Source organism: Roseateles saccharophilus (assembly GCF_031458095.1).
GTDB classification, from domain to species: Bacteria; Pseudomonadota; Gammaproteobacteria; order Burkholderiales; family Burkholderiaceae_C; genus Pelomonas; species Pelomonas saccharophila_A.
Genome location: NZ_JAVDXU010000001.1, coordinates 2,096,527 through 2,115,422, shown reverse-complemented (window position 1 = coordinate 2,115,422; position 18,896 = coordinate 2,096,527). Strand labels below are relative to the sequence as shown.

Below are 18,896 nucleotides of genomic sequence, written 5' to 3'. Positions count from 1 at the left end.
ATTCGTGCGTCAGTGGTGCGCCGAAAAGCCAAGGAATACCGGCTTTGGAGCGATGCGGCCCGGCGTCACCGCATGAAGCGACCCTAGAAGGAGGTCCAGTCGCCGTCCGCGGTCGCGGCCGAGGGCGGAGCGGGCTGCCCCGGACGCGCTGGGGGCGGGACTGCCTTGGCTGCCCTGGTGGGCCGTGGCGGTGGGGTGGCAGGCCGCGGTGCCGCCGCAGCCACGTCCAGTCTGAAGGCCGACACCGTTTCGGCCAGTTGGCTCGCCTGGACGCGCAAGCTCTCGGCCGCCGCGGCACTCTCCTCGACGAGGGCGGCATTCTGCTGGGTGACTTCGTCGAGCTGGTTGACCGCCTTGCCGATCTGGCCAATGCCCTTGCTCTGCTCCTCACTGGCGGCGCTGATCTCGCTGATCAGGTCGGCCACCCGCTGCACCTGGCCGACGACCTCGCCCATGGTGCGGCCGGCTTCGCCGACCAGGCCGTTGCCTGCCTCGACGCGCTCGACACTGGCCCCGATCAGGGCCTTGATCTCGCGTGCGGCCTCGGCGCTGCGCTGGGCCAGGTTGCGCACCTCGCCGGCCACGACGGCAAAGCCACGGCCCTGTTCGCCAGCGCGCGCGGCCTCCACGGCGGCGTTCAAGGCCAGGATGTTGGTCTGGAAGGCGATGCCGTCGATGACGCCGGTGATGTCGGCGATCTTCTTGGAGCTGGCCGTGATCTGCTCCATCGTGTGCACGACCTCACCCACGACCTGGCCGCCGCTCTCGGCCACGCGCGCCGCGCTGCTGGCGAGCTGGGCGGCCTGGCGGGAGATGTCGGTGTTGTGGCTGACCGTCGCGGTCAGCTCTTCCATCGAGGCGGCGGTCTGTTGCAGATTGCTGGCCTGCTGCTCGGTGCGCTGGCTGAGATCGGCGTTGCCCTGTGCAATCTGGCCACTGGCCATGACGACGCTGTCGGCATTGCCGCGTACCGTGCCGACGATGTCGACCAGAGCGTCGTTCATGCGTTGCAGCGCGGCCAGCAGCTGGCCCGCTTCGTCACGGCGGTCGGTCGTCAGGCGCAGCCGCAGGTCGCCGGCGGCCACGGTCTCTGCGGCGCGCACCGCGTCCTGGATCGGGGCCACCACCGAACGCGTGATCAACAGCGCCAATGCCACGCCGACGGCGCCTGCCAACGTCGCCGCGATCAGCATCGCCGCCGACGCAAAGCTCACGATGCCATCGGCAAGCTGCGCCGACGTGCGCATCAGCTCCTTCTGGTGGTCGATCAGGGCGTCGAGCGCGCTGAAATAGGCCTGCTGCTTGGCCTGCACTTCGCCCAGCAGCAGGTCGCGGGCGGCGTCCTTGTGCTGCTGCACGCCAAGGTCGGTCACGCGCTGCAGCGTCGCGACATAGGGTGCCCGCGCCTCGGCGGTGGCGGCCAGCAGCTTGATGCCCTCGCTGGAGGTGATCGAGGCCTGCAGCTTCTGGAACAGGTCGCCCGTGCTCTTGCGGTTGCCCGCGATCGTGTCCAGCTCCTTCTGGATGGCGGCTGGGTCGCTCAGCAGCACGATGTTGCGCACCGTGCGCGCCGTCAGATTGACGTTGTGCTTGATCTGTTCGAGCTGCTCGACCTTGACGACGCGATCCTTGACCATCACCGTCAGCTCGTCGTTGATCCGCATCAGCTGGCCGCGCGCATACAACGCCAGCGCAACGCTGAACGCGATGGAGACCGCGAAGGCGAGACCCAGGCGCAGGCCGATGCGCAGGTCCTTGAAGATGTTCATGACTGTTCTCCCTGTGAAATGGTTGCGCGGAGATCCGCGGCCAGACTCCATCTTGAAACGAAGTTAGCACCGAGGATGTGAAACTATGCGAATCTTTGATGCCGCGCAAGGACAGTGCATGTCGTGTGCAGTTCGCGGCATGGGAGCGAAGGCATGGATACGCAAGCCAACCTGGGCGAAAGGGTGCTGGCGCTGGTGGCGCAGCCGCCCGACACCGCCTGCACGCCAAGCGCGCGGCCGCGGGATGCGGCGGCACGCTTCATCGAAGGTGCCGCCACCAAGGCCGGTCTGGCCGCCGGCACGCTGGCCCTGCCTCCCGGGCCGCTGGGCTGGGCCACCATCGCGCCTGAGATGCTGGCGGTCTGGCAGATCCAGCGCCAGCTGGTGGCCGACATCGCAGCCCTGTATGGCCGCAGTGCCGAGCTTGGGCCCGCGCAGATGCTTTGGTGCCTGTTCCGCCACACGGCCGCCCAGGCCCTGCGCGACCTGACGGTGCGGGTCGGCGAACGCGTCATCGTGCGGCCGGCCGCCCAGGTGCTGCTGCAGCGGGTGGCCGAAGCCATCGGCGTGCACCTGGGCAAGAAGGCGGCCAGCCGGATGTTGTCGCGCTGGGTGCCGCTGGTCGGCGCCGCAGGGGTCGGCGCCTATGCCTACTGGGACACCCGCCAGGTCGGCCGCGCCGCGCTGCAGCTGTTCGAAAGCGAACAGGTGATTGAGAACGAGCCGGGCTAGCCGTCTCGGCGACAACCCTGTGTAACTTCTGTGTCCGGCCTGACAAACTCGGCCCATGCAGCTACCGGCCATCCTCGACATCGAAGCCTCGGGCTTCGGCCGCGGCAGCTATCCCATCGAAATCGGCTTCTGCAACGGCGAGGGCGCGTTGTTCTGCGGCCTGATCGCCCCGGAGCCCGAGTGGCAGCATTGGGATGCCAGCGCCGAGGCCTTGCATGGCATCAGCCGCGAGCTGCTGCGCCGCCACGGCCGGCCGGTGCGCTGGATGGCCGAGCAGCTCAATGCCCGCCTGGCCGGCCAGACCGTCTACTGCGACGGCTGGGGCCAGGACTACCCCTGGCTGGCACGCCTGTACGACGCCGCCGGCGTTGCGCTGCGCTTCAAGCTGGACGATCTACGCGGCCTGCTCAACGAGGCCGAAGCCCAGCGCTGGCGCGGCGTCGTTGACATCGTGCGCCAGCGCCAACGCCTGACCCGCCACCGTGCCAGCAGCGATGCGCGCGTGCTCCAGCTGGCGCTGGGCGAGATCAAGAACGGCGTCGCCGCCTAGATTCCACTGCCGCGGAAGCAGCCGCGCCCGGCGCGCTTGGCCTCATACAAGCTGGCGTCGGCCTTCTCCACCAACTGCTCCAGGCTGACCGCGCCCGTCGTCGCAACGCAATAGCCGATGCTGACGCCGATCTCCAGTTCCAGCTCGCCGATGTGATACGGCGCGCTGATGGCCTGCAGCAGCTTGGCCGACACGGCGGCCGCGGCCTGGGCCTCGTGGATCTGCGGCAGCAGCACGGCGAATTCGTCGCCCCCGAGACGGGCCGCGAGGTCGTTCGGGCGCAGGGCGTGGCGCAGGCGCAGGGCCACGGCCTTGAGCAGGGCGTCGCCGGTCGGATGGCCATGCTGGTCGTTGACGGGCTTGAACTTGTCCAGGTCGAGGCAGAGCAGGGCCAGGCGCTGACCCGCGACAGCGGCCAGCTGCTCGCGGGCGCCTTCCTCGAAACCCGCGCGGTTGAGCAGCTGGGTCAGGGCATCGGTCTGCGAGGCCAAGCGCAGCCGGGCTTCCTCGCGGCGGGCCTCGGTCACGTCGACCTCGATGGCGATCAGGCCCTCGATCTCGCCGCTCTGCACGCGCAGCGGCGCGTACTGCACGTCGAAGCTGCGGCCATCGCGTGCATTGCCGTCGGCGAGATCCAGGCGGCGCGTCTCGCCGGCCAGGGCGGCGGCAATCAGCGGTGCCCGGCGTGCGTGGTCTTGCGGCCCGAAGAGCTCGGCCAGCGGCCGCCCCACCCAGTCCTTGAGCTGGACGCGGTGCTGCTGCTCGAAGGCGGCGTTGAAGAAGATCACGCGGCCCTCCGTGTCCCCGACGAGGAACTGCGCCCGCGCGGTGTGGGCGACGGCCAGCAGCATGGCCTCGCTGCGCTCGCGCTCGCGCTGGGCGCTCACCTGCTCGGACATGTCGCGCAGGATGACGGAGATGGTCTCGATGCGGCCGCGCAGGTCGCGGTGCATGATGATGAGGCAGTCCACTGGCACGCGGTCCTGGCCCAGCTGCACGCTGACGCGGCCGCGCCAATGGCCCTGGCGCATCGCCTCGGGCAGCACGAACTTCTCGTAGAGCTCGAGCTGCTCGGCCGAGAAATAGTCGGAAATGTGGGTCTCATGCAGCGGCGCATCCGCCGCCATGCCCAGGCGGGCGCGGGCGGCCGGGTTCAGATAGCTGACGACCCCCTGTTCGCTGGCCTGGCAGACGAAGTCGGGCGTCATGTCGAAGATGGCGGTCAGCGTCTTGCGGGCCTTCTCCTGCTCGCCGCGCTCGGTCACGTCCTCGACGGTGCCGGCCTGGCCGGCCACCTTGCCGTCGAAGAACAGGGGGGCCGTGCGCACGGCGATCCAGCGGATGCGGCCGTCGTCGCCACGCTTCATCTTGCGCACCATGTCGATGGGCTCGCCGGTGGCCATGTGGTGCTTCCAGCGCTGGATCAGCATGTCGCGCTGCTCGGGATGCACCAGCGTCGTCCAGCCCCAGGCGATGTCCTCGCGCCTGAGGCCGTGTACGCGCAGATAGCTGTCGTTGACGTAGACGATGCGGCCGGTCTCGTCGGTGCGGAACAGGCCCAGCGGCATGGCATTGCTGGTCGCCTGCAGCGTGGCCTCGCGCAGTCGCGCCGCGCGCTGCAGCTGGCCCAGCCAGCGCGCCAGCAGCACCAGACCCAGCGTCGCCAGCGCCGCAGCGGCCAGCACCAGGCTGCGCTGGCGCCAGAAGGGCAGCAGCACATCTTCTTCGGTGCCCGACAGCAGCAGCTTGAGGCCGTAGTCGGGCAGGGAGACGAAGGCGCCGATGCGCGGCCGGCCGTCGGTGGCCGCGCCGCTGCTGACGAAGAAACCCTCGTCGCCGGTGAGATCGCGGCGGGCGGCGGGGAATTGCTCGAAGAGGTTGCGGCCGACGAAGCCCGGCACCTCGGGCCGGCGCGCCAGGGCCAGGCCGTCGTTGCGCAGCATGACCAGGGAATACGGCGGCATGGGGGCGAACAGGCCCTGGGCATCGTGCAGGCGCTGCAGGTCGATGGTGGCCATGACGAACTCGTAGTCGTCCAGCGGGCGGGACAGGCGCATCAGCAGCGGCAGGCGCAGGCGGCCGTCGTCGATGCGGCCACCCAGGCGCAGCGGCAGGCCCAGCGCGATGCCCTCGCGCACCAGGCCGGCAATCTCGCCAAAGGCCGCCGTGCCGGCGATGCTGGCGTCGTCCTCCTCGGCGCCCGCCTGCAGCCGGCGCACCTTGCCGGTGGGGGAAACGAGGACGATGTCGACGACCTGGCGCGAGCCGCTGCGCACGCTGTCGACGAACTGGCGCAGCATGGCATCGGCCAGCGGCCGGTCGCCGCGGCGCGTCAGCAGCCACAGGTCGACGACGCGCAAGGCGCTCTCGGCCTGGCGCAGCACGGGCTCGGTCTGCAGGGCGACGGCGCGCACACCGGTGGCGAGTTCCTGGCGCTGCTGGGTCAGCAGCTCGCGCGGCTTCTCCAGCACATACCAGCCCACCACGACCCAGATCGTCAGCACGACGGAGCCGAAGGCCAGGGCCGGCGCCAGCAGCAGGGCGCGCTCCCGCCAGCGGCGGCGACGGGCCAGCGGCGATGGCTCGGCGGGAGAGGGGGCGTCGCTCATGGCGGGCGGGGTTGGCGGTTCATTTTGCGCCGCAGCCCCGCCGGCGGGCGGTGCTATTTCGCGCAGAACAGCGCGGCGTGCTGTTCGCGCAGCAGCTTCTTCTGCACCTTGCCCATGGCGTTGCGCGGCAGCTCGGCCGTGACGATGACGCGCTTGGGCACCTTGAAGCCGGCGATGCGGTCCTTCAGCGCCTTGATGAGGCCTTCCGGGTCGGGCCGGCCGGCCGGCGTGATGACGGCGACGACGGCCTCGCCGAAGTCCGGATGCGGCACGCCGATGACGGCGGACTCGCCCACGCCCGGCAGCTCGTTCAGGAAGCCCTCGATCTCGGCCGGGTAGACATTGAAGCCGCCGCTGATGATGAGGTCCTTGCTGCGGCCGATCAGCGTCAGATAGCCATTGGCGGCCACGCGGCCGACGTCGCCGGTCTTGAACCAGCCGTCGGCGGTGAATTCCTCGGCCGTCTTCTCCGGCATCTGCCAGTAGCCGCTGAAGACATTGGGCCCGCGAACCTGCACATGGCCGATCTCGTCGGCCGCGCAAGGCAGGCCCTCGTCGTCGACGATGCGCAGGCCGACGCCGGGCAGGGCCGGGCCGACGGTGCCGCCGACACGTTCGCCATCCTCGGGCTTGCAGGGGTTGGAAGTCAGCATCAGCGTCTCGCTCATGCCGTAGCGCTCCAGGATCAAATGGCCGGTGCGGACCTGCCATTCGCGCCAGGTCTCGATCAGCAGGGGGGCCGAGCCGCTGATGAAGAGGCGGATGTTCTTGGTGTCGAGCGTCTTTTCCTGCAGCAGGCGCACATACAGTGTCGGCACGCCCATGAAGACGGTGGCCTCGGGCAAGCGGCGCGCCACCGGGCCGGCCTCGAACTTGTTGAACCACAGCATCCGGCTGCCGTTCAGCAGCGCGCCATGCGAGGCGACGAAGAGGCCGTGCACATGGAAGATGGGCAAGGCGTGCAGCAGCACGTCGTCCGGTTTCCAGTCCCAGAAGTCCTTCAGCGTCCGGGCGTTGCTCAGCAGATTGCCGTGGCTGAGCATGGCGCCCTTGCTGCGCCCCGTCGTGCCGCTGGTGTAGAGGATGGCGGCGAGGTCGGTGTCGGTACGCTCGACCGGCTCATGGGCCAGCGGCATCTGGGCGGCGCGGTCCAGCAGCGTGCCCGTGCGGTCGTCGTTCAGCGTGAAGACCCAACGCACGCCGCGCTGGAAGGCCAGCTTGCTGACCCAGCCGAAGTTCTTGCCGGCGCAGACGACGGCGCCCGGCGCCGCATCGCTGATGAAATGCTCCAGCTCGGCGGCGTGATAGGCCGGGTTCAGTGGCAGATAGACCAGGCCGGCGCGCAGCACGGCCAGATAGAGCATCAGGGCCTCGACGCTCTTGTCCGTATGCACGGCGACGCGGCTGCCGGCCGGCAGGGCCAGCTTGCCCAGCCAGTTGGCCAGCATGGCGCTGCCGTTGTCCAGGTCGCGCCAGGAATAGAGCAGGCCGTCGTTGTCGATGGCCGTCGAATCGAGGTCGGCCGGGAAGCCGGCACGCAAAGCAGCGTAGAGATTCATGAGGGCATGTTCCGCGAACGAAGCCCGCCGCAGGCTAGTGTCTTACCCAGCGACTGCCGTGGAACCGGCTTTGCCGGGCCACTGGCAGTGCCCCCTTTCAAAGGGGGCCGGCGAAGCCGGTAGGGGGTTAGTCCATTTTCGCGCCGGAGGCCTTCACGACGGCAGCCCAGCGCTTGGTTTCCGAACTGACGAACTGGCCGAAGGCGTCGCCGTACAGATTGGGCGTCTCGGCGCCCAGGCCGTGCCAGATGTTGCGGATCTCATCCGTGGCGAAGGCCTTGCGCAATTCGGCCTGCATGGCGGCGATGGCTTCCTTGGGCGTGCCCTTGGGCGCCCACAGGCCGTACCAGGTCGAGACCTCGTAGCCCGGCACGCCGGCCTCGGCGGCCGTCGGCACATCGGAGAAGCCGACGGCGCGCTTGGGCGCCGCCACGGCCAGGGCCTTGATGCGGCCGCTCTTGATGTGGTTGGCCGAGGAGCCCAGGCCGTCGAACATCATGTCCACCTGGCCGGCGATCAGATCCTGCAGGGCCGGGCCGGCGCCGCGGTAGGGGATGTGGGTGATGAAGGTCTTGGTCTGCAGCTTGAACAGCTCGCCGGCCAGATGGTGGGAGGTGCCGTTGCCGGCCGAGCCGTAGTTGAGCTTGCCGGGTTTGGCGCGCACGGTCGCGAGCAGACCCTTGAGGTCGCTGACGGGCACCTGGCCCGGGTGCACGACGATGACCTGGGGCACGCTGGCCAGCAGGGCCACGGGCACGAAGTCCTCTTCCAGCTTGTAGTCCAGCCGGGGATACATGGACGGCGCGATGGTGTGGTGCACGGCGCCCATGAAGAAGTTGTTGCCGTCCGGCGCCAGCTTGGAGGCGATGGTGGCACCCACGGTGCCGCCGGCGCCGCCCTTGTTGTCGATGATGACCTGGCGGCCGAGCTGCTTGGTCAGCAGGGCCGTCAGCGGCCGGGCGAAGGCGTCGGTGCCGCCGCCGGCGGGAAAGGGCACGATCCAGGTCTGGGGCTTGCCGCCCTGGGCCTGGGCGGCCAGCCAGGGGCTCAGCAGGGCGGGCAGCAGCGTGCGTCGCTTCATCGGCTTGTCTCCGTCAGTGGTATGCCGGGATTATGGGCAAGGCTCAGGGGCGCAGCAGGGCGGTTACGCGGCCCAGCAGCTCCTGCTTGGAGAAGGGCTTGTTGAGGCTGTCGCAGCGGGCCTCGCTGAGGAACTGGCGGGCGATGGGAGACAGGGTGTCGCCGGTGACGAAGAGCATGCGCCGCGCCAGCGCCGGCTGGCTGGCCCTGACCTCGCGCCAGAGCTGGGCGCCGTCGACGTCGGGCATGTGCAGGTCGCTGACGATGGCGTCGAAGCGGGCCTCGGCCAGCATGGCCAGGGCCACGGCGCCGGACTCGGCCGTCATGACCTCGTAGCCGGCGCCGCCCAGCATCTCGCCGATCAGCTCGGCGATCTCCGGCTCGTCGTCGACGACCAGCACGCGGGCGCTGCATTCGTCGGTCGTGGCCAGCGGCACGGGCTCGGTCTCCGTCGCTTCGGGCTCGCCGCTGACGGGCAGCTGCAGGCAGAAGCAGGCGCCGCTGCCGTCGTCCTGCAGTGTCAGCTCGCCGCCATGGTCACGGGCGATGGAGCGCGACACCGCCAGGCCCAGGCCCGTGCCCACGCCTTCGCTCTTGGTCGTGAAGAAGGGCTCGAAGACGCGCTCGTGCAGTTCGGGCGCGATGCCGGGGCCGTTGTCGCGCACGCGCAGCCAGACGCGCGGCACGCGGCGGCGGTCGCCGTCGGTCATCGGTGCCACGCCGGTGGAGACGGTCAGTTGCCGGCCATGGTCGCGCGCGCCCAGGGCCTGCTGGGCATTGACGATGAGGTTGAGCACGATCTGGCCGATCTGGTCGGCATCGGCCTTGACGGGCGGCAGGCCGGGCAACAAGTCCAGGGTGACGGCGATGCCGTGGCTGCGCAGCACATAGGCCAGCATGTCGACGGCCGCCGTGGCGAGGTCGTTCAGCGCCACCTCGCTGCGGTTGGCCGGGCGGCTGCGCGCCATGTTCAGGAAGGTGCGCACGATGCGGCCGCAGCGCTCGGCGGCCTCGTGGATGCGCTGGGCGTCGGCGGCCAGGGCATGGCCGCTCATCTTCTCGGCCAGCAGGGAGGCGCGGCCCATGACGATGGACAGCGGGTTGTTCAGCTCGTGGGCGACGCCGGCCAGCAGGCTGCCCATGGCGGTCAGCTTCTCGCTCTGGCGCAGGGCCTCGCGCTGGCGCTCGATCTCGCTCTGGGCGGTCTGGCGCTCGGAGAGGTCGAACAGCGAAGCGGTGTAGAAGGTCTCGCTGCCGACGGCGGTGCGCCACAGCAGCATCTCGACCGGGAACTCGGTGCCGTCGGCGCGCAGGGCCGGCATCTCGACGCGCCGGCCCATGACGCGCTGCTCGCCACTGGCCGTCACGCGGGCCATGCCGGCGTCATGGGCAGCGCGCAGCCGCGGCGGGATCATGACCTCGGCCACCGCGCGGCCCATGGCCTGTTCGCGGACGATGCCGAACATGGCCGCGGCCGCGGGGTTGAATTCGACGATATGGCCTGTCTCATCGGTGGAGACCAGGGCGGCCATGGCGTTGTCGAAGATGGAGGACTTCAGCGCCTGGGTGGCCTCCAGCTCGGCGACCTTGGCCGACAGCTGGGCGTCGCGCAGCTTGAGCTCGGTCAGATCCAGGCTGATGGCCACGGTGGCCTGGGGTACGCCCTCACGCACGTCCACCGGCACGAGGTGCTCGCGCATATAGCGCCGGCCCACGCCGGCGAGCTCGGTCCAGCCCTCCCAGGCGACCGTCTGGCCCGTGGCCAGGCGCTCGCGCACGGCGCTGTAGCTGGCATAGGCCGACTCGCCGAGGATGCGGCCGATGGGCTGGGTCAGCACCTGCTTGGGATGCAGGCCGGTGAACTTGAAGAACTCGTGATTGGCCCAGACGAAGCGTTCGTTGACATCGATGACGACGACGCGCGCCGGCACGGCTTCCAGCAGCTGCGACAGCAATGGCAGCGTCGCCTGCAGCACGCTGCCGAGTTCGCCCACGCCGGCGTCCGGCGCGGGATGGAAGTGCAAGGTTTCTGTCATTCGGCTCGCTCCCTGGGCGCGGCCGATGATAAGGATGCTCAGGCCGCCAGGGCCTCGGTGGCGGCCCCCTCCTGCATGGTCTTGGCGACATGGCCGTACATCGTCGTCCAGGCCTCGCGCACTTCCGGGGTGAAGTCCTGCCCCAGGCCGGCCGAGAGGGTGTCCAGCAGGGCGGCACCGACGCTGGCGTAGTGGGCCTCGACGACGCCGTAGCCGGCATGGCGCTGGCCGAGCTTGAGCAGCACAGGATTCAGGGAATGGGGACGGTCCAGCAGCTCGATGGCGGCGGACAGCATCTGCATCAGGCGGGTGCCCTGCTCGCTCATGTCGCTACCGCGGAAGAGGGCGCGCAGGGCGGGGTCGCGGGCGAACAGCTGGGCATAGAAGGCCTCTGCCACGGTGGGGGCCAGGGGCTTGAGGGGCTCGAAGCTGCTGCGGATGAGGTCGATTTGTTGCGGGGTCATGATGGCCTCGGGTCAGTGGATGAGGTAGGCGTCGGCCACGGGGGCCCAGACGCACAGCAGCGGCAGGACCGCGACGAGGCGCTCCAGCCAGCTCCAGCGGGCGGCGGGCGGATCGACCTGCTCGAGGTCTTCGGCGAAGGCTTCGCTGCGGTAGCCGACCAGCAGGGTGTCCGGCCAGTCGGTCAAGGGGTTGTCGCTGCGGTAGTGCATGGTGGTCTTCCGGTTGGTGTGCCACCACTGTCGGCGGCGCCGGTTTCACTGCCGCTTCACCGCGGCCCTTCTGTGTTGCGTTTGTTTCAGCAGCCCGCCGCCCGGGCCGGCGCCTGCCTATCATTCGCTGCCATGTCAGACACCCAAGCCCCGTCCACCGTGCTGCTCGTCGACGACGAGCCCGAACTGCGCGCCCTGCTGGCCGAGTATTTCGGCCGCAACGGCTTCACGGTCATGCAGGCCGAGAACGCGGCCGCCGCCCGTGCCCTGGTGGCCGAGAGCGTGCCCGACGTGGCCGTGCTCGACATCAACATGCCGGGCGAGAACGGCCTGTCCCTGGCCCGCGCCCTGCGCGAATCGCATCCGCGCCTGGGCCTGCTCATGCTGACGACGGCCGGCGAGGCCATCGACCGCATCGTCGGCCTGGAAGTGGGGGCGGACGACTACGTCGCCAAGCCCTTCGAGCTGCGCGAGCTGCTGGCCCGCGTGCGCGCCGTGCTGCGCCGCCTGCAGGTGACGGCCACGCCGGCCGCAGCGACCACGGACCCCGAGCGCATCGCCTTCGGCCCCTGCGCCCTGGACATGGCCCAGCGCAAGCTCTTCGGTGCCGGCGGCGAGGAGATCGACATCACGGCCGCCGAGTTCGATCTGCTGGCCCTGTTCGCCCGCCATCCCAACCGGCCGCTGAACCGCGACCAGATCATGGAGCAGGCCCACAACCGCGGCTGGGACGTGTTCGACCGCAGCATCGACCTGCGTGTCATGCGCCTGCGCCGCAAGGTGGAGCGCAACCCCGACAAGCCGGAGGTCATCAAGACCGTCCGCAACGTCGGTTATGTATACGTTCCTGCCGCGACTTGAATTGCCGCTTGCCGGTCGATCCGGCAAGCCGGGCCGAGCGACGGGCCGCCCCTAGCCGGCCCGCCTCAGGCGATGTGCTTGCGGCTCAATGCCGCAAGCATCGCCGTCCCCTCGGGGGACCGACTGGACTCGCCCGCGTTCAGCGGCGCGAGGCCGGGCGAGGGGTCAATTTGCCATCGGCAATTTCAACCAGCGCTGCAGCCTGGTACGCAGGGCGACGAAGTCCAGCGGCTTGGTCAGGTGCTCGTCCATGCCGGCCTCGAGGCTGGCCGCCACGTCGGCGTCCAGGGCATGGGCGGTCAGCGCCAGGATGGGGAAATTGGGCAGCTTGCCTTCGCGCTGCTGGGCGCGGATGCGGCGCGCGCATTCCAGGCCGTCCATGCCGGGCATCTGGATATCCATCAGCACGAGGTCGGGGGCGGTTTCGGCGCAGGCGCTCAGGGCTTCCAGGCCGTTCTTGGCCAGGCGGGCCTGAACGCCCATCAGGGCCAGGAATTCCAGCGCGACGACCTGGTTGATGTGGTTGTCTTCGACAAGCAGGACCTGGGCTTGGCGCTGGCTCTTGGCAGAGCCGTCGTCGTCGGGCTCCGGCGCGTCAACGCCCGCACCCTCGGTGGTGGCGTTGAGCCAGAAAGGAACCAGCGTCTGTGCTGGCTCGGGCAACCTCGACTTGTCCATCCCCATGTCCTTGTGTCAGCTTGTTCTTATGAGACCCCGAGGGGCCGTGAGCCATTGTTGCCTCAGCCAGCGCCGCTGCGCAACCGCTTGCCCCACGAATCCGGTGCGACTTGGGCCGCTGATGTCGCCCGAATCGACCGCTGGTCGGCTTCGAGTGCTGACAGTTTTCGTCAATGGGCGTCCCTACACTGCTCGCCTTTGTCGTTTTGCCCCCCGCCATGTCGTCTGAAGGTCTGATCCGCATCCGAGGTGCCCGCCAGCACAACCTCAAGAATCTCGACCTTGACCTGCGCACCGCCGAGTTGACCGTTGTCACCGGGCCGAGCGGTTCGGGCAAGTCCAGCCTGGTGTTCGACACCCTCTATGCCGAGGGTCAGCGTCGCTATGTGGAGACTTTCTCCGCCTACGCACGCCAATTCCTCGATCGCATGGACCGCCCGGCCGTCGACAAGGTCGACGGCGTGCCGCCCGCCATCGCCATCGACCAGACCAATCCGGTGCGCACCAGCCGCTCCACGGTGGGCACCATGACGGAGCTCAATGACCACCTGAAGCTGCTCTACGCCCGTGCGGCCGAGCTTTTTGACCGCAAGACGGCCCTGCCGGTCAGGCATGACACGGCCCAGAGCATCTATCTGGAGCTGCTGGCCCGCGGCGAGGCGGCCGGGGACCCCAGGATGGTGCTGACCTTCCCGGTCGAGCTGCCGGGCAACACATCGGCCGAGCAGGTGCAGCAATGGCTGTCTGCCAGCGGTTTCACGCGCGTGCAGGGCGAGCGCGAGGTCGAGGGCAAGAAAGTGTTGGACGTCGTGGCCGACCGCTTCCGCATCGTCGGTGCCGACAAGCAGCGCGCCATGGAGGCCGTCGAGCTCTGCCTGAAGCGCGGCATGGGCCGGGTGAATGTTCACGTCGGTGACGACGGCGCCACACTTTGGCGATTCAGCACCGGGCTTCACTGTCCCGAAAGCGACATCCGCTATGCCGACCCGCAGCCGGCGCTGTTCTCCTTCAATTCCGCTTTCGGCGCCTGCGACAGCTGCCGTGGCTTCGGCCGCGTCATCGGCGTGGACCTCGGCCTCGTCATCCCCGATGAGCGCAAGACCCTGCGCAACGGCGCCATCAAGCCGATGCAGACGCCGGCCTGGAAGGACTGCCAGGACGACCTGCTGAAGTACGCCGGCGAGGCCGGCATCCCGCGCGACACGCCGTGGAAGGAGTTGAGCCCGGCCCACCGCGACTGGGTCATCAACGGCACGCCGAACTGGAACGGCAACTGGAACAAGCAGTGGTACGGGGTCAAGCGCTTCTTCGACTACCTGGAGAGCAAGGCCTACAAGATGCACATCCGCGTGCTCTTGTCCAAATACCGCAGCTACACCGAATGCCCGAGCTGCCGCGGCGCGCGGCTGAAGACCGAGGCGCTGCTGTGGCGCGTCGGAGCCAAGGCACTGGCCGACGCGGCCCTGCCGGCCGAACAGCGCTTCCTGCCGGTGGGCGTGGACTGGAGCCGCGAGCAGCTGGAGACGCTGCCGGGCCTGTCCCTGCACGACCTGATGCAGCTGCCCATCCAGAAGCTGCGCAATTTCGTCGACGAGCTGCAGTTGCCCAGCTCCATGCTGGACGAGGCGCTGAAGCTGCTGCTGGACGAGATCCGCCATCGCAGCCGCTATCTCTGCGACGTCGGCCTGGGCTATCTGACCCTGGACCGCCAGAGCCGCACCCTGTCCGGCGGCGAGGTGCAGCGCATCAACCTGACGACGGCCCTGGGCACTTCCCTGGTCAACACGCTGTTCGTGCTGGACGAGCCCAGCATCGGCCTGCACCCGCGCGACATGGGCCGCATCGTGCAGGCCATGCAGCGCCTGCGCGACGCCGGCAACACCCTGGTCGTCGTCGAGCATGACCCGGCCGTCATGCTGGCGGCCGACCGCCTCATCGACATGGGCCCCGGCCCCGGCGAGCGCGGCGGCGAGATCGTCTTCGACGGCACGCCCGAGAGCATCCGCGCGGCGGACACGCTGACCGGCGCCTATCTCGGTGGGCGCAAGCATGTCGGCATGGGGCTGAAGCGCCTCGTCGAGGACAGCACACCCAAGCTCATCCTCGAAGGCGTGCGTGAGCACAACCTCAAGGACGTGTCGGTCGAGTTCCCGCTGCAGCGCATGGTGGTCGTCACCGGCGTGAGCGGCTCGGGCAAGAGCACGCTGATGCAGGACGTGCTCTACCCGGCCCTGGCCCGCCAGTTCGGCAAGGCCACCGAGACGCCCGGCGTCCACGAACGCCTGCTCGGCGGCGACCACCTCGCCGATGCGGTCTTCGTCGACCAGTCGCCCATCGGAAAGACGGCGCGCTCCAATCCCGCCAGCTATGTCGGCGCCTTCGACGAGATCCGCAAGCTGTTTGCCGAGGCACCGCTGGCGCGGGAGCGAAGCTACAGCGCCGGCATGTTCAGCTTCAATGCCGGCGACGGCCGCTGCCCGACCTGCGGCGGCTCGGGCTTCGAGCATGTGGAGATGCAGTTCCTCAGCGACGTCTATCTGCGCTGCCCGGACTGCGACGGCAAGCGCTTCCGCGCCGAGATGCTGGACGTCAAGCTGGCGCTGAAAGGCCGCGACCTCAGCGTGTCCGACGTGCTGGAACTGACGGTCGCCGAGGCCGTCCACCTGTTCAGCGAGCAACGTGCCGTCGTTGCCAAGCTGCAGCCCATCGTCGACGTGGGCCTGGAATATGTGAAGCTGGGCCAGCCGGTGCCGACGCTGTCGGGCGGCGAGGCCCAGCGCCTGAAGCTGGCCGGCTTCCTGGCGGAGGCGGCTGCATCGCCGCGCTTTGGCGTGGCCAAGAAGGGCACGCTGTTCCTGTTCGACGAGCCGACGACGGGCCTGCACTTCGACGACATCGCCAAGCTGATGCGCGCCCTGCGCAAGCTGCTGTCCGCCGGCCATTCCCTCATCCTCATCGAGCACAACCTCGACGTCATCCGCGCGGCCGACTGGCTCATCGACCTCGGCCCCGAGGGCGGCGAGGATGGCGGCGAGGTGGTCTGCGTCGGCACCCCCGAGGCCGTGGCCCTGCACAAGACGTCGCACACGGCGGCCGCCCTGCGCGACTACGCCCTGCACATGGACCGCCCGGCCGTCGCCGTGGAGGAGGGCCGCCCGCTGCAGGCCCTGATCAAGGCGCGCCGCGTGGCCGACGAGGCCATCAGGATCGTCAACGCCCGCGAGCACAACCTCAAGGGCGTCAACGTCGACATCCCGCGCGGCAAGTTCAATGTCGTGACCGGCGTGTCGGGCTCGGGCAAGTCCACGCTGGCCTTCGACATCCTCTTCAACGAGGGCCAGCGCCGCTATCTCGAATCGCTGAACGCCTATGCCCGCTCCATCGTGCAGCCGGCCGGCCGGCCCGAGGTGGATGCCGTCTGGGGCATCCCGCCGACGGTGGCCATCGAGCAGCGCCTGAGCCGCGGCGGCCGCAAGAGCACGGTGGCGACGACGACCGAGGTCTGGCATTTCCTGCGCCTGCTCTACGTGAAGCTGGGCGTGCAGCATTGCGTCAACGACGGTGCGCCGGTGCGCCCGCAGAGCGTCGAGTCCATCGCCGCCCAGCTGATGCGTGACTACCGCGGCCAGCATGTCGGCCTGCTCGCGCCGCTGGTGGTGAATCGCAAGGGCGTCTACACCGACCTCGCCAAATGGGCCAAGGGCCGCGGCCACACCCATCTGCGCGTCGACGGCGAATTCCTGCCGACCTCTCCCTGGCCGCGCATCGACCGCTTCAAGGAGCACACGCTGGAGCTGCCGGTCGGTGACCTCGTCATCGCGCCCGAGCACGAGGCCGAGCTGCGCGAACTGCTGGCCAAGGCTCTGGACGCAGGCAAGGGCGTGCTGCATCTGCTCGCACCCCTGGACGGCCTCAGCCTGGAAGACGGCGGCACCGGCGCCGGTGTCGGCACGGTCAGGGTCTTTTCGACCAAGCGCGCCTGCCCGGTCTGCGGCACCAGCTACCCCGAGCTGGATCCGCGCCTCTTTTCCTACAACTCCAAGCATGGCTGGTGCACCAGCTGCGTCGGCACCGGCCTGCAGCTGACGCGCGAGCAGCGCAAGGCGCTGGACGACAGTGTGCAGGCCGACGACAACCGTGGCCGCGAGCAGAGCTTCCCGTCGGAGGAGGCCGAGGTCGAAGGCCTGACCGATGCCGTCTGCCCGGACTGCCACGGCACACGCCTGAACGCGACGGCGCGCTCGGTGGAGTTTGAGGACAAGGGCATTGGCGACGTGGCCGCCTGGAGCGTGGGCGAGGCCCGGGACTGGGTGCGAGGCCTGCATCTGCATGGCCGCGATGCCGACATCGCCCGCGACGTGGTCAGCGAGATCCTGGGGCGCCTGGAATTCCTCGAGGAAGTGGGCCTGGGCTATCTGACCCTGGACCGCGCCGCGCCGACGCTGTCGGGCGGCGAGGCCCAGCGCATCCGCCTGGCGGCCCAGCTCGGCAGCAATCTGCAGGGCGTCTGCTATGTGCTGGACGAGCCCACCATCGGCCTGCATCCGCGCGACAACCAGATCCTGCTGAAGGCCCTGGGCACGCTGGGCGACAAGGGCAACACCCTGGTCGTCGTCGAGCACGACGAGGACACCATCCGTCGCGCCGACCACATCATCGACATCGGCCCGGGCGCCGGCAAGCGTGGTGGCCGCGTCGTGGCCCAGGGCACCGCGGCTCAGCTGGCCGAGGTGGCGGACTCGACGACGGGCCGCATGCTGGCCCACCCCTTGATCCACCCGCTGCAGGACCGCCGCGCCATCGACCCCGACGCGCCCAAGCTGACCGTGCTGAACGCGGCCCTGCACAACCTCAAGGCCGTCACGGTCGACGTGCCCCTGCACCGCCTGGTGGCCGTGACCGGTGTGTCCGGCTCGGGCAAATCCACGCTGGCGCGTGATGTGCTGCTGGCCAATATGGCCGTCGCCGTGCCGCTGCGCAAGGCGCCGGCCCGCTGGACCGGCTGCGACGGCATCGAGGGCCATGCCCAGGTCGACCGCGTGCTGGAGGTCGACCAGACCCCCATCGGCAAGACGCCGCGCTCCTGCCCGGCCACCTATATCGGCTTCTGGGATGCCATCCGCAAGCTGTTTGCCGAGACGCTGGAGTCCAAGGCGCGCGGCTATGCGCCGGGCCGCTTCAGCTTCAACACCGGCGAGGGCCGCTGCCCGGGTTGCGAAGGCCAGGGCATGAAGACCATCGAGATGAGCTTCCTGCCCGATGTCAAGGTGCCCTGCGACCAATGCCATGGCCAGCGCTTCAACCCCGAGACCCTGGGCGTCAGCTGGCGAGGCAAGAGCATCGGCGACGTGCTGGCCATGGAGGTCGACGAGGCCGTCGAGTTCTTCGCGTCCATGCCTTCCATCGCCCACCCGCTGCAGTTGCTGAAGGACGTCGGCCTGGGCTATCTGACCCTGGGCCAGCCTTCACCGACGCTGTCCGGCGGCGAGGCCCAGCGCATCAAGCTGGTGTCCGAGCTGGTCAAGGTGCGCGACGACGTCACGCGCCGCGGCCAGAAGGCGCCGCACACCCTCTATGTGCTGGACGAGCCGACCGTGGGCCTGCACATGGCCGACGTCGAGAAGCTGATCCGTGTCTTGCATCGCCTGGTCGCGGGTGGGCATTCGGTCGTCGTCATCGAGCATGACCTGGATGTGATTGCCGAGGCGGATTGGGTGCTGGACCTGGGGCCGGAGGGCGGGGATGCGGGTGGCCGCGTCGTCATCGAAGGCACGCCGGAGCAGGTGGTGGCGAGTGGCAGCCATACGGGGGTGGCGCTCAAGGCGGTGCTGGCTCGGGTGGCTTGAGCGACCGGCTTCGGTTTTACGGAAGCTCGGCTGCGCCCGGGCCATGTTTCTTTCGTCGGCCCGCCTGAGCACACTGCGGCGATCAATGGACTGGAGGTCGTGATGGCGTATGTGGTGGGCTGGGTGCTGGTCTTGCTGCTGCTGGCCCTGTGGTCAAGCCTGGTGTGGGCCGTGCAGTCGTTTCTCGCCGGCCTGCTGGCCCATGCCGGCAGCGTCAGCTCCGGAGGCTGGAACCTGCCGGACTCGCTGAGGGATTGGCTGCCGACGGCGCTGGCGGATTGGCTGGTGTCGACGGTCGAAACCCTGTCGCCGCAGTTGCAGGGCCTGGTCAATGCGTTGCCATCGCTGTCGGGCGGCGTCACCGTGCTGGCCTGGGTGGTCTGGGTGCTGGGCGCCCTGGTGCTGTTGGTCTTCGGCCTCGCCATTCATGTGGGCGTGGCTTTGTGGCGGAAATCCAGGCATTCCACGCCGCCGTCCGCCGTCTCGGCGCCGTGACGAATGG

At 69.3% G+C, this 18,896-nt stretch carries 13 protein-coding genes; 5 read left to right on the top strand and 8 right to left on the bottom strand.

What is annotated here, in order from left to right; all coding sequences use genetic code 11:
* Window positions 1-83: 83 nt before the first annotated feature.
* Entirely contained in the window at window positions 84-1,769 is a 1,686-nt protein-coding gene (locus J2X20_RS09680; protein ID WP_310263817.1) for a methyl-accepting chemotaxis protein, read from the bottom strand.
* Window positions 1,770-1,922: 153 nt separating this feature from the next.
* Here J2X20_RS09680 and J2X20_RS09675 point away from each other — a divergent pair, with 153 nt between their 5' ends.
* Both J2X20_RS09675 and J2X20_RS09670 read left to right on the top strand, forming a co-directional pair.
* The gene (locus J2X20_RS09675) at window positions 1,923-2,501 is read left to right on the top strand and encodes a hypothetical protein (protein WP_310263815.1); all 579 of its coding nucleotides are present in this window, start codon (window positions 1,923-1,925) and stop codon (window positions 2,499-2,501) included.
* A 55-nt stretch (window positions 2,502-2,556) separates the two neighbouring features.
* Window positions 2,557-3,051, top strand: a complete 495-nt coding sequence (locus J2X20_RS09670) for a hypothetical protein (protein ID WP_310263813.1) — start codon at window positions 2,557-2,559, stop codon at window positions 3,049-3,051.
* Here the strand turns inward: J2X20_RS09670 and J2X20_RS09665 are convergent.
* From J2X20_RS09665 to J2X20_RS09640, 6 genes are all read right to left on the bottom strand, one after another.
* Complete coding sequence (locus J2X20_RS09665; protein WP_310263811.1) at window positions 3,048-5,660, bottom strand: diguanylate cyclase domain-containing protein; 2,613 nt, start codon at window positions 5,658-5,660, stop codon at window positions 3,048-3,050. The two genes, J2X20_RS09670 and J2X20_RS09665, sit on opposite strands and share 4 nt — an antisense overlap.
* 53 nt (window positions 5,661-5,713) lie before the next feature.
* Window positions 5,714-7,219 (bottom strand): malonate--CoA ligase, encoded by a 1,506-nt coding sequence (locus J2X20_RS09660; protein WP_310263809.1) that lies wholly within the window; start codon window positions 7,217-7,219, stop codon window positions 5,714-5,716.
* A 127-nt stretch (window positions 7,220-7,346) separates the two neighbouring features.
* Window positions 7,347-8,300 (bottom strand): Bug family tripartite tricarboxylate transporter substrate binding protein, encoded by a 954-nt coding sequence (locus J2X20_RS09655; RefSeq protein WP_310263806.1) that lies wholly within the window; start codon window positions 8,298-8,300, stop codon window positions 7,347-7,349.
* Between the two features lie 43 nt (window positions 8,301-8,343).
* Window positions 8,344-10,335, bottom strand: coding sequence for a hybrid sensor histidine kinase/response regulator (locus tag J2X20_RS09650; RefSeq protein WP_310263802.1), 1,992 nt, complete (start codon window positions 10,333-10,335; stop codon window positions 8,344-8,346).
* A 38-nt stretch (window positions 10,336-10,373) separates the two neighbouring features.
* Window positions 10,374-10,799, bottom strand: coding sequence for a globin family protein (locus tag J2X20_RS09645; protein ID WP_310263800.1), 426 nt, complete (start codon window positions 10,797-10,799; stop codon window positions 10,374-10,376).
* A 12-nt stretch (window positions 10,800-10,811) separates the two neighbouring features.
* On the bottom strand, window positions 10,812-11,009 hold the full coding sequence (locus tag J2X20_RS09640) for a hypothetical protein (RefSeq protein ID WP_310263799.1): 198 nt from the start codon (window positions 11,007-11,009) through the stop codon (window positions 10,812-10,814).
* Between the two features lie 132 nt (window positions 11,010-11,141).
* On the opposite strand from J2X20_RS09640, the gene J2X20_RS09635 reads away from it, so the two are divergent.
* Complete coding sequence (locus J2X20_RS09635) at window positions 11,142-11,870, top strand: response regulator (protein WP_310263798.1); 729 nt, start codon at window positions 11,142-11,144, stop codon at window positions 11,868-11,870.
* A gap of 165 nt (window positions 11,871-12,035) precedes the next feature.
* Here the strand turns inward: J2X20_RS09635 and J2X20_RS09630 are convergent, their stop codons facing one another.
* Window positions 12,036-12,548 (bottom strand): response regulator, encoded by a 513-nt coding sequence (locus J2X20_RS09630; protein ID WP_310263795.1) that lies wholly within the window; start codon window positions 12,546-12,548, stop codon window positions 12,036-12,038.
* Between the two features lie 218 nt (window positions 12,549-12,766).
* On the opposite strand from J2X20_RS09630, the gene uvrA reads away from it, so the two are divergent.
* Window positions 12,767-18,394 (top strand): excinuclease ABC subunit UvrA, encoded by a 5,628-nt coding sequence (gene uvrA / locus J2X20_RS09625; RefSeq protein ID WP_310263793.1) that lies wholly within the window; start codon window positions 12,767-12,769, stop codon window positions 18,392-18,394.
* A gap of 102 nt (window positions 18,395-18,496) precedes the next feature.
* Window positions 18,497-18,889: a hypothetical protein gene (locus J2X20_RS09620; protein WP_310263792.1), complete on the top strand. Its 393-nt coding sequence runs from the start codon at window positions 18,497-18,499 to the stop codon at window positions 18,887-18,889.
* Window positions 18,890-18,896 lie beyond the last annotated feature (7 nt).

What these genes read in the sequence shown, in the direction of transcription:
- J2X20_RS09635 (WP_310263798.1), top strand. Translation starts at nt 11,142, where the DNA reads ATGTCAGACACCCAAGCCCCGTCCACCGTGCTGCTCGTCGACGACGAG.
- J2X20_RS09630 (WP_310263795.1), bottom strand. Translation starts at nt 12,548, where the DNA reads ATGGACAAGTCGAGGTTGCCCGAGCCAGCACAGACGCTGGTTCCTTTC.
- J2X20_RS09650 (WP_310263802.1), bottom strand. Translation starts at nt 10,335, where the DNA reads ATGACAGAAACCTTGCACTTCCATCCCGCGCCGGACGCCGGCGTGGGC.
- J2X20_RS09660 (WP_310263809.1), bottom strand. Translation starts at nt 7,219, where the DNA reads ATGAATCTCTACGCTGCTTTGCGTGCCGGCTTCCCGGCCGACCTCGAT.
- J2X20_RS09680 (WP_310263817.1), bottom strand. Translation starts at nt 1,769, where the DNA reads ATGAACATCTTCAAGGACCTGCGCATCGGCCTGCGCCTGGGTCTCGCC.
- J2X20_RS09670 (WP_310263813.1), top strand. Translation starts at nt 2,557, where the DNA reads ATGCAGCTACCGGCCATCCTCGACATCGAAGCCTCGGGCTTCGGCCGC.
- J2X20_RS09645 (WP_310263800.1), bottom strand. Translation starts at nt 10,799, where the DNA reads ATGACCCCGCAACAAATCGACCTCATCCGCAGCAGCTTCGAGCCCCTC.
- uvrA (WP_310263793.1), top strand. Translation starts at nt 12,767, where the DNA reads ATGTCGTCTGAAGGTCTGATCCGCATCCGAGGTGCCCGCCAGCACAAC.
- J2X20_RS09655 (WP_310263806.1), bottom strand. Translation starts at nt 8,300, where the DNA reads ATGAAGCGACGCACGCTGCTGCCCGCCCTGCTGAGCCCCTGGCTGGCC.
- J2X20_RS09675 (WP_310263815.1), top strand. Translation starts at nt 1,923, where the DNA reads ATGGATACGCAAGCCAACCTGGGCGAAAGGGTGCTGGCGCTGGTGGCG.
- J2X20_RS09665 (WP_310263811.1), bottom strand. Translation starts at nt 5,660, where the DNA reads ATGAGCGACGCCCCCTCTCCCGCCGAGCCATCGCCGCTGGCCCGTCGC.
- J2X20_RS09640 (WP_310263799.1), bottom strand. Translation starts at nt 11,009, where the DNA reads ATGCACTACCGCAGCGACAACCCCTTGACCGACTGGCCGGACACCCTG.
- J2X20_RS09620 (WP_310263792.1), top strand. Translation starts at nt 18,497, where the DNA reads ATGGCGTATGTGGTGGGCTGGGTGCTGGTCTTGCTGCTGCTGGCCCTG.